Below are 14,359 nucleotides of genomic sequence, written 5' to 3' on the forward strand. Positions count from 1 at the left end.
TAATGAGGGGAGCCGGACAGAGAAGGAGTTTAGTCATGAATGAGTTTAATGAATATGCGATCAGCCCCGAAATCCGACGGGCGCTGAATGGCTTGCAATACACCGAGCCGACTGAAGTGCAGCGGCGCGTCATCCCCGCCGCGCTGCAAAAAAAAGACCTCGTTGTCAAATCGCAGACGGGCAGCGGCAAAACCGCAGCTTTCGGCATTCCGATCTGCGAGCTTGCGGAATGGGAGGAAAACAAACCGCAGGCGCTGATTTTAACGCCGACCCGCGAGCTTGCGGCGCAGATTAAAGAAGATATCACGAATATCGGCCGTTTTAAACGGATAAAAGCCACGGCGGTTTTCGGAAAAGCTTCTTTTGACAAACAGAAAACCGAACTGAAGCAAAAAAGCCACGTCGTTGCCGGAACGCCGGGGCGTGTGCTTGATCATATAGAAAAAGGGACGCTGCCGCTCGAACGGCTGGCGTATGTGGTGATTGACGAAGCGGATGAAATGCTGAATATGGGATTTATTGAACAGGTGGAAGCCATCATTCAGCATCTGCCGAAAAACAGAGTCACCATGCTGTTTTCAGCGACGCTGCCGGATGACGTCGAGAAGCTGAGCCGCACATATATGAAAGACCCTGAATTGATTGAAGTAAAAGCGGAAGGCCTGACGACAAAAGACATTGAGCATTTTGTCACCAGAACAGAAGAAGAGGACAAAACATCTTTGCTGAGTGATGTCCTGATCACCGAAAACCCGGACAGCTGCATCATATTCTGCCGGACAAAAGAAAGGGTCATCCAGTTAACCGATGAGCTGGACAGGCTGGGCTACCCTTGCGATAAAATTCACGGCGGCATGGTGCAGGAAGACCGCTTTGACGTCATGAATGAATTCAAGCGCGGCGAGTTCCGCTATCTCATTGCGACCGATGTTGCCGCCAGAGGAATTGATATTGAAAACATCAGCCTCGTCATCAATTATGATATTCCGCTTGAAAAAGAAAGCTATGTGCACCGCACCGGCCGAACGGGGCGCGCCGGACACCGCGGACGGGCCGTTACGTTTGTGACGCCGTCTGAATCGCGTTTTCTGAATGACATTGAGACATATATCGGTTTCCGCATCCAAAAGCGGGAGGCGCCGTCTGAGAAAGAAACAGCGGAACGGAAAGCGGCTTTTGCGGAAAAACTGAACGCCCGCCCAGACGTCAAAACAGACAAAAGCGAACAGTTAAGCAAAGACATCATGAAACTGTACTTTAACGGCGGGAAAAAGAAAAAACTCAGAGCGGTCGATTTTGTCGGAACGATTGCGAAAATCGACGGCGTTTCAGCCGATGATATCGGGATTATCACGATTTTGGACAACGCATCGTACGTCGAGATTCTGAACGGCAAAGGCCCGCACGTTCTTGACATCATGAAAAATACGACGGTCAAAGGCAAAAAACTGAAAGTCCATAAAGCCAAGAAATAAAAAAGAAAGCCTGCCGCGCGCAGGCTTTTTTTTACGCCGTCTCCTCGGGGACGAACGCAAGAATGCCAATCCCGATTACAAACAAAATGATCAGGCTGAACACGGCGGCTGACGAATTTCCGGTCAGCTGGGCGGTCACGGCAATCAAAAGCGGGCCGATAATCGAAGCGAACTTGCCGAAGATATTATAAAAGCCGAAAAACTCATTGGCGTTCTGTTTGGGGACAAGCTTTGCAAAGTAAGAGCGGCTCAGCGCCTGAATACCTCCTTGGGAAGTGGCGACAAGCATAGCCAAAACCCAGAAATCAAAAGCGGAATCCATAAAATAAGCATACGTGCAGACAATCATATACACGCCGATTCCGGCATAAAGCATCGTTTTTCCCTTAAACCGTTCGGCCAGCCGTCCGTACAAAATCGAAAAAGGCGCGGCGACGACCTGAGTGACAAATAAAACAATCAGCAGATTTGCCGCGCTGATGCCGAGGTCAGCCCCGTATGACGTGGACATTGTAATGATGGTGCCGACCCCGTCGATATAGAAGAAATAGGCGAGCAGAAACAAAAACAGCGCCCGGTGCTTCCTGATCTGCTTCAGCGTGCCGGCCAGCCGTTTAAAACTGCTGATTACAAGCCGCGGCTCCCTCTCGATATAATAGCGCTGGCGGACGCGGAGAAAGAGCGGGATCGAAAACAGCCCCCACCATGCCGCCGTAATCAAAAAGGCAATGCGGCCGGCGGCCTGGGCGGACAGCGGAATCACCTCCGCTTGAGCTGAAAGAATCACGGCAATGCTGAGGAGAAAAGGGATCGTACTGCCGATATAGCCCAGCCCAAACCCCCTGGCGGACACCATATTCATCCGCTCCTTTGCGGCCACATCAACGAGAAACGCATCATAAAACACATTAGACCCGGCAAAGCCGATCGTGGAAATTGTATAACAAATTAATAACAGCATCCAAGATTCACCGGGAATCAAAGCCAGCGCGGCGGTGCCCGCCACACCGATCAGAAAAAAGAAGGCAAAAAACCGTTTCTTGCATCCTTTGTAGTCGGCAATCGTTCCTAAGACGGGGCCGAGCATCGCCAAAATAAAAGTCGCGGCGGCAATCGTATAGCCCAAATAAGCGGTAGAATCAGCCGCGCTGACACCGTTTTCCGCCGCCGCGGCTTTAAAAAACAAGGGGAATACCGCCGTCATAATAATGACCGAATAAGCTGAATTGGCCCAATCATACAGCATCCAGCTGCTTTCTTCTTTCGAAAACCGTTTCATCACACACGCTCCTTCCCAAAAACCGGTTCTCTGCATTATATGCGTCGCTGCCTCATCGTTGGACAATGATTTCTGAACGGCGTTTTCTGATTGACCTGGAGATATTGACCTAGTTCAAAAAGGAGGTAAAATCAAGGTGTAGCAGGTAAATGGTCAGGCGGGAGGGAGACAGAATTGAAGATTGCGAAAGTCATTAATAATAATGTCGTCAGTGTGCTCAAAGAAGGCAATCAGGAATTGGTTATCATGGGCCGGGGCATTGCTTTTCAAAAGAAAACGGGAGACCCGGTAGATGAAGCCCGCATTGAGAAAGTGTTCACGCTCGATAACAAAGATGTATCCGAAAAGTTCAAAACCCTTTTGTATGATATCCCGATCGAATGTATGGAAGTATCCGAAGAGATTATCAGCTATGCGAAATTACAGCTCGGCAAAAAGCTCAATGACAGCATCTATGTGTCGCTGACCGACCATATTAACTTTGCGATCCAGCGCAATAAGAAAGGGCTGGATATCAAAAATGCCTTACTGTGGGAAACGAAACGGCTGTACAAAGACGAATTTGCAATCGGCAAACAAGCGTTGGCCATGGTAAAAAACAAGACTGGCGTGTCTCTGCCGGAGGATGAAGCAGGCTTTATTGCGCTGCATATTGTCAATGCCGAGCTGAATGAAGAGATGCCCAATATCATCAACATTACAAAAGTCATGCAAGAGATCTTGAGTATCGTAAAATACCATTTTAAGATTGACTTCAACGAGGAATCACTTCACTATTATCGGTTTGTCACCCACTTAAAGTTTTTCGCGCAGCGTCTTTTTAACGGCACACATATGGAAAGCCAGGACGATTTTTTGCTGAAGACAGTGAAAGAAAAGTACCATCGGGCGTATGAATGCACGAAGAAAATCCAAACATGCATTGAGAGGGCGTATAAGCACAAGCTCACCAGTGACGAGCTGCTGTATTTAACGATTCACATAGAAAGGGTAGTCAAATAAGCATAATGAAAGCGTTGGCATTTTTTTCTTCATTCACATATGATCTTGCTAGGATTGTTACTGATAAGCAGGCAAAACCTAAATTACAATGAGCGCTGATCATTTCTGTTTGTGCTGATGGTAATTTAGGTTTTTTTAAGATTCATTATTATCATTATTCTGACCGATGTCCCCTTTTAACAGAATCATGTATGATCGATAAAGAAATCGTTTTCAAAGAAAGGGGAATGCCGACATGTTTTATCGTATGAAACGAGTGCTGCTGCTTCTTGTCACTGGATTGTTTTTGAGTTTGTGTGCGATCACTTCTACTGCATCAGCTCAAACAGGCGGATCGTTTTTTGAACCTTTTAACAGCTATAACTCCGGATTATGGCAAAAAGCAAATGGTTATTCCAATGGAGATATGTTCAACTGCACGTGGCGTGCAAATAATGTATCAATGACGTCATCAGGTGAAATGCGTTTGGCGCTGACAAGCCCGTCTTATAACAAGTTTGACTGCGGGGAGAACCGCTCCGTTCAAACCTATGGCTACGGACTTTATGAAGTCAGAATGAAACCGGCTAAAAACACAGAGATCGTTTCATCGTTCTTCACTTATACAGGTCCAACGGATGGCACTCCTTGGGATGAGATTGATATCGAATTTTTAGGAAAAGACACGACAAAGGTTCAATTTAACTATTATACAAATGGCGCGGGAAACCATGAGAAGGTTGCGGATCTCGGATTTGACGCGGCCAATGCCTATCATACGTATGCGTTCGATTGGCAGCCAAACTCTATTAAATGGTATGTCGATGGGCAATTAAAACATACTGCGACAAGCCAAATCCCGACAAACCCGGGAAAGATCATGATGAACTTGTGGAATGGGGTAGGTGTCGATGACTGGCTCGGTTCCTACAATGGTGTAAATCCGCTATACGCTCATTATGACTGGGTGCGCTATACAAAAAAATAATGTACAGAAAAGGATTTCCGCTGGCGGAAATCCTTTTTTAATTAAAACGAAATAATCCCAATCAAAAGCGCCGCAATCGTCATCACAATCGTTGTCCCCACGGCCCATTTAATAGTGAATTTTTGATGATCGCCAAAGCTGACGCCCGCCATTCCGACCAATAGATAGGTGGATGGCACAAGCGGGCTGAGCAGATGCACCGGCTGGCCCAGCAAGGAGGCTCTTCCGATTTCAGCGGCGTCTATTCCGTAAGCGGAAGCGGCTTCGGCGATGATGGGAAGCACACCGAAGTAAAAGGCGTCATTTGACATGAAAAAGGTGAAAGGCATGCTGGCAATCGCAGTGATCAACGGCAGATGCGAGCCCATGGCATCAGGGATGAGGGAAACGAGAGAATGCGCCATCGCATCCACCATTTTTGTGCCGGAGAGAATGCCTGTGAATATGCCTGCCGCAAACACCATTGAGACAACGTTTAACGCATTACCCGCATGCGCTGAAATCCGTTTCTGCTGCTCTTTGACATTTGGATAGTTGATCATCAAGGCGATGGCGAACGCGATCATAAAAAGAACAGGGATGGGAAGCAGGCTGGTGATCAGCGCGGCCATCAGAGCGACAGTCAGCAACAGGTTGAACCACTGGAGAGCGGGGCGCTTCAGCGGCGCCGCCTCCGGATCAGAAGACGGCGCATGTTCAATCGAAATGATGCCGAGCCGCTTCCGTTCTTTTTTTCCGAGGAGATAAGCAACGGCGATCACCCAGAGAACGCCGGCAATCATAGCGGGAATCAGCGGCGTAAAGACTTCCGACGTGTCCAATTTCAAGGAAGCCAAAACCCTCGCCGTCGGCCCGCCCCACGGAATAATATTCATGACTCCCGAACCGAGCATCGCAATCCCCGCCAGCACCAAACGGTTCATGCCGAGCCGTTTGTAAAGGGGCAGCATTGCCGCAATCGTAATCATATACGTTGTTGTCCCATCTCCGTCCAGCGAAATGGTCATCGTCAGAACCGCTGTGCCGAGGGCGATTTTTAACGGGTCCCCTTTGACAAGCGATAGAATTTTGGCAATGAGGGGATCAAACAAACCTGAGTCAATCATAATGCCGAAATACAGGATGGCGAATAACAGCATGATCCCGGTAGGAGCGAGGTCTGTAACACCTTGAATCATCATCTCGCCGAGATCTTTGCCAAATCCGCTGATCAGGGCAAACACAACAGGAACGACAATCAAAGCAATAAGAGCGGAAAGCCGGTTAGACATAATAAGATACATAAAGACAATCATCATCACAAAACCGAGTATGGCAAGCACGATATGACCTCCCCTGTTCAACAGCTGTATTAGTAAGCGCTTTCACAACTTATTTCTGTGAAAATGGCTTATTTCAAAATGTGTATGACCGCATATGTAAATACAGACCTAAAATCCTAATGAGCGGATCAGCAGTTTATATGAAGAACGCCGCGGGTAAATGTGCTGTAGAATGTTTCGTTTTAAAAGGGGGAACTGACATGAGTGATGATCAAAACAAACGAGTAAATGAACACTCAAAGGACGAACAGCTGGAGCAGTACCGGTCTGATAACAGCGGCAAAAAAATGACGACCAATCAGGGGCTTCGCGTGTCTGAGGATGAGCATTCTTTAAAAGCGGGCGTCCGCGGCCCCACGCTGATGGAGGATTTTCATTTTCGTGAAAAAATGACGCACTTTGACCACGAGCGGATTCCGGAACGGGTCGTTCATGCGCGCGGGTACGGCGTTCATGGGCATTTTCAGGTGTACGAACCGATGACGGAATATACACGGGCGAAATTTTTGCAGGACCCGTCCGTCAAAACGCCTGTTTTCGTCCGTTTCTCAACAGTGGCGGGCTCCAAGGGGTCAGCCGACACTGTCCGTGACGCCAGGGGATTTGCGACGAAGTTTTATACTGAAGAAGGGAACTATGACCTCGTCGGAAACAATATTCCGGTGTTCTTCATTCAGGACGCAATCAAATTCCCGGATCTCGTTCACGCCATAAAACCGGAACCGCACAATGAAATGCCGCAGGCTGCGACGGCTCATGATACGTTCTGGGATTTTGTCGCAAACAATCCTGAATCCGCGCACATGGTCATGTGGACGATGTCTGACCGCGGCATCCCGCGAAGCTATCGGATGATGGAGGGCTTCGGCGTGCATACGTTCCGTTTCGTCAACGAGAAAGGAAAAGCGCGCTTTGTCAAATTCCACTGGAAACCCGTGCTCGGCGTTCATTCCCTCGTATGGGATGAAGCGCAGAAAATTGCCGGGAAAGATCCCGATTTCAACCGCCGAGACCTGTGGGAAACGATTGAAAACGGCGGCAAAGTCGAGTATGAGCTCGGTGTTCAGATGATTGACGAAGAAGATGAATTTAAGTTTGATTTCGATATCCTTGATCCGACGAAGCTGTGGCCGGAGGAGTTGGTTCCCGTCAAGCTGATCGGAAAAATGACCCTTGACCGCAATCAGGACAATGTCTTTGCGGAAACGGAACAGGTCGCCTTTCACCCGGGAAATGTCGTGCCGGGCATTGATTTCACCAATGATCCGCTTCTTCAAGGCCGGCTTTTCTCTTATACAGATACACAGCTCATCCGTCTTGGCGGGCCGAATTTTCACGAGATTCCGATCAACCGGCCGGTCTGCCCGTTCCATAACAACCAATACGACGGCTACCACCGGATGACGATTAATAAGGGCCCTGTCGCCTATCATAAAAATTCCCTGCAGAACAATGATCCGTCGCCGGCCTCAGAAGAAGAAGGCGGATACGTTCATTACCAGGAAAAAGTAGAAGGCAGAAAAATCCGCCAGCGCAGTGAGAGCTTCAATGACTATTTTTCTCAGGCCAAGATGTTCTGGAACAGCATGTCTCCCGCTGAGAAAGAACATATCATCTCCGCGTTCTGTTTTGAAGTCGGAAAAGTGAACAGCAAGGATGTGCAGCAGCAGGTGGTTGATGTCTTCAGTCACGTCGACGCCGGGCTTGCCGAGCGTGTTGCGAAAGGAATCGGCGTGAACCCCCCGCCGAAGGACCGTGAATCTGATGAAACGTTCACTTCCCCTGCCTTAAGCCAGGAAAACACGGTGAAGACGGCAGCGACAAGGCAGGTTGCGGTTTTAACCGACCACGGGTTTTCTGATGAGAAAGTCAAACAAGTGCTTGATGCATGCAAACAGGCGGGAGTCAGAGCCGATATCATCAGCCCCGCGCTTGGGACCGTGAAGGGAGAAAACGGTACGGAGCTGGAAGCGTCAGCCACTTTCCTGACAGCGGATTCCGTCCTGTACGACGCTGTTTTCATTCCGGGCGGAAAACAAAGCACAGACAGCCTCAAAGCCCAAAAATCGGCCAGAGACTTCGTTAACGAAGCCTTCAGCCATTACAAAGCGATCGGCGCCTCCGGTGAAGGAAAAGAACTTCTCGCCCTCGCCGCCGGAACCGAAAACGGCCCCGGCCTTGTTCCGGACGGAAACTGCGAACAATTTCTGAAAGCCGTGGCTGAGCATCGGCATTGGGATAGAAACATATAAGAATGAAAAAGCGCCTTTTATGAGGGGGGCGCTTTTTTCTTGTGAAAGTGAAATATCTGAACGAAGCATTAATATTTGGAGAAAACGAAAATGGCTTCCGTGCAAATCCGTACCTTCCGCTGTCCGGGACATTCAGACAACAGTTTTAGAGAGTCAGGGCATTGCATTATTTAAAGGGTTCTGACTGCTGGTGAAATGATCTTTGGTTTACTTCCGCTCTTTGTTTGTGTATCTTAGGGGTAGATTTTCTGGAGGAGCGAATAATAGTGAAGCCGTTTACCGAAAAACAACTCGAAGAATATTACCGGCGTGACGAAAACATGATGATTTTGGTGTTTGCCCAATGGTGCGTCAATCATGACCTTGATCCGATGGCCATTTACAGCAAGGCTTACCCCGGACAGCCTTTAAACGAAGAGCTGCGAAAAACGGCTGAAGAACTTGTCGTGCCGAAGGAGGAATCAGAACGGATTCCTGATCAAACCGTTATCGGCGTTTTGGAGATGTTCGGCAACTCCGATTTGGCGGAAGCCGTTTATGAAGCCATTGCGCAAAGACCTTCACGGTAAAAGAGGCGTGGATTTTCCATGTCTCTTTTTTTATGGAGAAAATGTGAAAGAAGGCCCAGAAACAATTTGCTGATCTGCGCTGTCTATAGAGTGTAATCCGTTTTCAAAAAGGGAACGGTAATGAAAAGGAGGAGTTGTGATGAAAAAGGCATTCAAAATGATGGCGGCTGTGCTCTTAACCGTGCTGACAGCCGCGCCGTTCGGAGGTTTCGCGCCTTCAGCCGAAGCCGCGCAAACCGCAAAGCCCGTTGTCAAAAGCCATACGTATAAGCATGTAAAGCAGCTGACATACCCCGAGGTCACAAATACGGGAAACGCATCTTTTGAAAAGAAAATCAATCAGGACTTTAAACGTTATATTGAACAATCGTACAAAGAATATGTGAAAAACAAAAAAGACGGTGAGAAACAAGGCTACAAAGCGGAATACCAGGCAGATTTCAAGGTGAAGTATAATCAAGACGGCAAGCTCAGCATTCAGACGGAAGACTATAGTTACACAGGCGGCGCACACGGGCTGACATCCGTTCAGACCTTTAATTACGACCTGGCCGCAAAAAAACGGGTCACACTCGATAATGTGCTGAATACAAAAACGAAAGCTAACAAAACGAGAGACTATCTTTACGGCTACATCAAGAAACATGACGATCTGTTTGACCAGGACGTTAAAAAACAGGAGATCATCCTGAATAACGAAAGACCTTTCTTCTTTACGAAAAACGGCATTGCCGTTGTGTTCGGACAATATGATCTCGGACCGTACGCGGCAGGAATCCGGGACGTTTTCGTACCTGCATCCGTCTATCAATAAAAAAAAGCGATATCACTCCAAAACGGAGCGGTATCGCTTTTTTTCTATTACCAGACAAACAATCCGACAATCGCCGCGCTCAATAAGGAAACGGCAATTCCGCTGACAAGCAGCTTCCAGACGTTTTTTCCGATGATGGCTGATTTTTCACCATCAAGCAGAGATTGATAAGATCCGTAGATCATACCGATGGTGCTGAAGTTTGCGAATGATGTCAGGAATGTCGTAGCCACGGCAATCGTGTGCGGCGGAAGTGAATTCAGCTGCCCTTTCAGATCGGCCATTGCCACAAATTCATTCGTCGCGAGCTTGATGCCCATCAGCTGTGCGACATACATCGCGTCATGTACGCCTAATCCGAGAAGGAAGGCAAACGGACTGAAGATGTATGAGAAAATCTTTTGAATGGTCAACCCGTGCATGAACAGTCCGAGTACGCCGTTTAACGCGGCCGTTAACGCCACATAGCCGATTACCATCGCTAAAATGACAATGACCATGTTCATGCCGACAAGCATACTGTTAGAAATCGTGGAGAAGAAGTCTTTTTTCTCCGCTTTTGAAGGAACGTAAATAATATCATCCTCTTTAGAAACGTCCACGGGATTCAGCATATTGGCGATTAAAAGCGCGTTTAAGCAATTCAGCGGGATGGCTGTAAACACATAAGTGGACGGAACCATCGTCAAGTATGATCCGATGATCGAGCCGCTGATGCTGCTCATGCTCATCAGCCCGAATGTCAAAAGCCGATTGTTGCTGACGGCGGCAAGCTGCTGGCGGATGACGGCTAAAGCTTCCGTATTTCCTAAAAACATCATCTGGATGGAGAAAAAGCTCTCCAGCTTCGGCAGACGGGATATTTTAGAAATCAGCCAGCCGATTTTATCAATGAGCCACGGCAGAATACCGAAATACGACAGCATATCAAAGAAGGTCACGACGAAGATAATCGGCAGCAATGCGCTGAAGAAAAAATCAACCGTCGGATTGGCCATGACAGACGGAAAAGCGAACGCAATCCCTTGACTGGCGCAGGAAATCAGCCATGTAAAGAACGCGCCGATCTTCCCGATGACAAAGCCGCCGACTTTTGTCCCTAACATAAACCAAGTAATCAGAAACTCAAAGACGAGGAGCATGACAATCGGACGCCATTTAATCTTCTTCTTGTTGGGAGAGCATAAGAAAACAACAGCCATGACAACAATGAGACCGACAATGTTCAATAAAAAGTACATGTGAGCAACTCCTATAAGGGTATTATGGAAATAAAAAAAGCTCTTATTCGTCACAAATTCCTGAAAGTCAGAAAGTGTGATAAATAAGAGCCAAAAGAAAAGAATAGACAGCGTCATATGCTTTTCACTCGTTCAAATTTATGCAAACTTTCTTGTAGTCTAGTCTTTTACGGCACTAGGTAGAAACAATCAGACCATATTACTGATCATATACAAGAATAACGATATTACATGAGATAGCAGTATTTTATCGTTTCAATTTTTGAAAATCAACCTTTTTAGATATTTTCAAAATAATAAATTTATATTATAAATAAAGAAAATAAAGGATGTCCATAAGTAATTGGATAATAAAGGTATAAAAAACCTGAAAACCGTTCCGATTCATTGTAAAGACGGGATCCAGCTGATAAAATGGATCTGAGGGCACAGCCTTCAAAAGACGGCAGAAAAGGGGTCATTTTCGTGATCATCCAGTTCATTCGTTACAGATAATGAGAGGTATAGATGAATAGGTTAAACCTTCCAATTTGGCGAGGTTTATTTGTCTATGCCTTTTTCATTTCATCGGAATAACGAATGAATGAGGTGTTTTTTTGACGTCTATAAAAAGAAAACGCGCGGAATTACTGCAATCATGCCAGTCCGTGTTCAGGTGTCCGCTATGCCGGTCGGCCATGGCGGTCTCACAATACCGAAGCTTGATTTGCGGACAGGGGCATACATTTGATATATCAAAACAAGGATATGTGAATTTCCTCAATAAATCGGTCAAAACCCGCTATGACAGGCAGCTGTTCGAAGCGAGACGCGAGCTTTTTGACAGCCGGGAATTTTTTGGGCCGGTTCAAAAGGAGATCGCCGCCATCATCACCCATATTCAATCTCCGCAAACATCAGCGGCGATATTGGATGCGGGGTGCGGAGAAGGGTCTCATTTAGCCGCCGTATGCAAATGGCTTCAGCCTGCTTTTTCCATGACGGGAATCGGCATTGATCTCTCGAAAGAAGGTGTGCTGCATGCCGCAAAGGCCTTCGGGAATCATATGGTTTTTGCCGTCGCTGATGTGGCGGATGCGCCGTTTGCCGACAGCCGTTTTGATGTCGTAATGTCTGTTTTATCACCTTGGAATTACAAGGAATGCAGCAGGCTTTTACGAAAGGGCGGCACAGTCATTAAAGCGGTGCCGCGGCGTGATTATTTGAAGGAAGTAAGGGAATTCTTCTTCGGAGACAGCCCTCGGCGGAATGACACCGCCGATTCTGCGGCCGGACGATTCCAAGCGGGCTTCCAAACCTTTGAGCGTAAACGGCTGTGTTACACAAAGACCTTATCGCAGCCTGACCTCGAGCGGCTTGTGAAAATGACGCCCTTAACATGGAAATGTACTGATGACAGCATCCGGCGGTTTATCAGCCGGAAAGAGGCTGCTGTCACGATAGATATCGATATTTTAATCGGAACCGATCCGCTGTAAAACGGAAAAGACACGCTAATCGCGTGTCTTTTTTTTATTTCCAGACTTCACCGGCAATGTTGACGACATGGCGCAGTTTCGCCCATTGCTGTTCTTCTGTGATCAGGTTTCCTTCCTCAGTGGAGGCGAATCCGCATTGCGGGCTGAGGCAAAGCTGGTCCAGGCTGACATATTGTGAAGCTTCTTCAATCCGGCGTTTAATCGCGTCCTTGTCTTCAAGTTCGCCATGTTTTGACGTAATCAAGCCAAGCACAAGCTGAAGATCAGAGCGTTTGACATAACGGAGCGGTTCAAAGCCGCCGGAGCGGGAATCATCATATTCCAGGAACAATCCGTCAAGGTCAAGCCCGTCAAAAATCGTTTCAGCCGCTGCATCATAGCCGCCTTCAGCCGTCCATGTGGATTGGAAGTTGCCGCGGCAGATATGCATCGTAACCTTCAGATCGTCAGGGCGATCCTTGATGGCGTCATTAATGGAAGCGGCAAACAGCTTGCGCAGCTCATCCGGCGTCGTGCCGAAAGCTTCAATCTGACGAAGCCCCGCTTCTGATAAGAAAACGGCCCATGCGGTGTCATCGAGCTGAAGGTAGCGGCACCCGGCGTCATAGAAAGCTTGAATCGCTTTTTTATACGCTTTTGACACATCGTGCTGAAATTGTTTGTAATCATTCTGGTAGGACGCTTTTTCCAATTTTCCGCGGAAAAACAGCATATTCGGACTTGGGATGGTCATTTTCGGAACAGCATCGCCGGCAATGCTGTGCAGGAATTTATAATCTTCGAGCATCGGATGCTGAGAAAAATCAATATCTCCCGTTACTTTAATGCCGCGCGCTTTCGTCTGTACGTTGTGAAACTGAATGCCGCTTTCAGGCGTAAACGCTTCGACGCCGTCTAAATTTTCGAGAAAATCAAAATGCCACCAGGCACGGCGGAATTCGCCGTCAGTCACGACATTGAGGCCGGTTTCTTTCTGCTTTTTCACACTGCGGATGATTTCTCTGTTTTCGATTTCGCGCAGCTGTTCTGCCGAAATCTCACCCGCCGCTCTTTGCAGGCGGGCTTGCTTCACAGCCGCCGGCCGCAGCAGGCTTCCGACCTGATCCGCGCGAAACGGCGGGTTTTTTCTTAGAAGCGTATGCAATGGTTGTTCTGTGTTTTGCTGTGACATGAACGATTCCTTCTTTCCTGATGAAATATAAAAAAACTCTTCCCTCGGATAGGGAAGAGCTTGCGTCCGCAAATCTCAACCTTATCTTCAGGATTTAGCACCATTCTGCTGAACAGCGGTTGCCGGGTATCATAGGGCCAGTCCCTCCACCTCTCTTGATAAGGAAATATGCTATTTTTCAGAATAAACTGTAATACTCTTAATCTTAGTATATTATCTTATATTGTCAATATATTTCGATAAATATTTTTATTTATCACCCTCAAATAGAATCATATCTATCACAATGGCGATCGCGAGACAAAGAACGATATCCTCTTCCTTTTCAATCTGCAAATGATAGGAATCGCCCCAGCTCATCCATGATTTGGTAACGGTCATCCGGTTTGATTTTCCGTCTGTCACTTGAAAATTCCGGCCCCACACATCGCCGGTAAGATCCCAGCCGAGTCCGGAAATTTCAAATTTCGGTTTGAAAAGCGTGACTTTCTTGATGACTTGGCAGACGGGTTTGCCGCTGACGGAAATCTCGTAACGGGGAACGAACGACATCAGTTTCTGATTGACGCTGGCGAGTATGCGGCCGTCCAAATCAGTCAGCTTCAGTTCATCACCGAATGAAAACAGCTTTCCTTCAACATTGTAGACTTCTTTTCCGCTTTCAAGAAACACTTGAAAACGATTCTTAAACGTAAACATTCGCTCTTTGATGTAAAAATGGTACATAAAAAAACTCCTTTTTTATGTTGTACGAAAAAAGGAGGCGGTTGGTTTCATATCGGGCGGGTA

Annotated in this window: 12 protein-coding genes and 2 riboswitches; of the genes, 7 read left to right on the forward strand and 5 right to left on the reverse strand. The window is 47.4% G+C overall.

All coding sequences use genetic code 11. From position 1 onward, the window contains the following. The first annotated feature begins 35 nt into the window (after positions 1–35). The gene (locus tag G9F50_RS00595; protein WP_060562350.1) at positions 36–1,475 is read left to right on the forward strand and encodes a DEAD/DEAH box helicase; all 1,440 of its coding nucleotides are present in this window, start codon (positions 36–38) and stop codon (positions 1,473–1,475) included. A 31-nt stretch (positions 1,476–1,506) separates the two neighbouring features. Here G9F50_RS00595 and G9F50_RS00600 read toward each other — a convergent pair whose 3' ends face one another. Then, on the reverse strand, positions 1,507–2,757 hold the full coding sequence (locus G9F50_RS00600) for an MFS transporter (RefSeq protein WP_165406477.1): 1,251 nt from the start codon (positions 2,755–2,757) through the stop codon (positions 1,507–1,509). Positions 2,758–2,928: 171 nt separating this feature from the next. Here G9F50_RS00600 and licT point away from each other — a divergent pair, with 171 nt between their 5' ends. Then, positions 2,929–3,756, forward strand: a complete 828-nt coding sequence (gene licT, locus G9F50_RS00605; protein WP_127069837.1) for a BglG family transcription antiterminator LicT — start codon at positions 2,929–2,931, stop codon at positions 3,754–3,756. Between the two features lie 235 nt (positions 3,757–3,991). Continuing rightward, entirely contained in the window at positions 3,992–4,723 is a 732-nt protein-coding gene (gene bglS / locus G9F50_RS00610) for a beta-glucanase (protein WP_165406478.1), read from the forward strand. A 41-nt stretch (positions 4,724–4,764) separates the two neighbouring features. On the opposite strand, the gene citH is transcribed toward bglS, so the two are convergent. Further along, complete coding sequence (citH, locus tag G9F50_RS00615; protein WP_165406479.1) at positions 4,765–6,045, reverse strand: citrate transporter CitH; 1,281 nt, start codon at positions 6,043–6,045, stop codon at positions 4,765–4,767. Between the two features lie 200 nt (positions 6,046–6,245). Between citH and G9F50_RS00620 the strand changes: the two genes are divergently transcribed. From G9F50_RS00620 to G9F50_RS00630, 3 genes are all read left to right on the forward strand, one after another. After that, a complete protein-coding gene (locus G9F50_RS00620) occupies positions 6,246–8,297 on the forward strand; it encodes a catalase (RefSeq protein WP_022553982.1) in 2,052 nt (683 codons plus the stop codon). Positions 8,298–8,617: 320 nt separating this feature from the next. Then, a complete protein-coding gene (locus tag G9F50_RS00625) occupies positions 8,618–8,866 on the forward strand; it encodes a hypothetical protein (protein WP_051363661.1) in 249 nt (82 codons plus the stop codon). A 139-nt stretch (positions 8,867–9,005) separates the two neighbouring features. After that, on the forward strand, positions 9,006–9,680 hold the full coding sequence (locus G9F50_RS00630; RefSeq protein ID WP_021494710.1) for a DUF3298 and DUF4163 domain-containing protein: 675 nt from the start codon (positions 9,006–9,008) through the stop codon (positions 9,678–9,680). Between the two features lie 47 nt (positions 9,681–9,727). Here G9F50_RS00630 and G9F50_RS00635 read toward each other — a convergent pair whose 3' ends face one another. Further along, entirely contained in the window at positions 9,728–10,921 is a 1,194-nt protein-coding gene (locus G9F50_RS00635; RefSeq protein ID WP_007407776.1) for a NupC/NupG family nucleoside CNT transporter, read from the reverse strand. Positions 10,922–11,056: 135 nt separating this feature from the next. Beyond that, a riboswitch (purine riboswitch) is annotated at positions 11,057–11,157 on the reverse strand. 360 nt (positions 11,158–11,517) lie between these two features. Here G9F50_RS00635 and G9F50_RS00640 point away from each other — a divergent pair. Next, entirely contained in the window at positions 11,518–12,399 is an 882-nt protein-coding gene (locus G9F50_RS00640; protein ID WP_060562355.1) for a methyltransferase domain-containing protein, read from the forward strand. A gap of 34 nt (positions 12,400–12,433) precedes the next feature. Here the strand turns inward: G9F50_RS00640 and G9F50_RS00645 are convergent, their stop codons facing one another. Continuing rightward, the gene (locus tag G9F50_RS00645; protein ID WP_044802395.1) at positions 12,434–13,570 is read right to left on the reverse strand and encodes a 5-methyltetrahydropteroyltriglutamate--homocysteine S-methyltransferase; all 1,137 of its coding nucleotides are present in this window, start codon (positions 13,568–13,570) and stop codon (positions 12,434–12,436) included. A gap of 78 nt (positions 13,571–13,648) precedes the next feature. Beyond that, positions 13,649–13,735, reverse strand: a riboswitch (SAM riboswitch). A gap of 84 nt (positions 13,736–13,819) precedes the next feature. Continuing rightward, positions 13,820–14,296, reverse strand: coding sequence for an LURP-one-related/scramblase family protein (locus G9F50_RS00650; RefSeq protein ID WP_060562356.1), 477 nt, complete (start codon positions 14,294–14,296; stop codon positions 13,820–13,822). Between the last annotated feature and the right edge of the window lie 63 nt (positions 14,297–14,359).

The organism is Bacillus sp. EKM206B, assembly GCF_011066015.1.
Lineage (GTDB): Bacteria > Bacillota > Bacilli > Bacillales > Bacillaceae > Bacillus > Bacillus velezensis.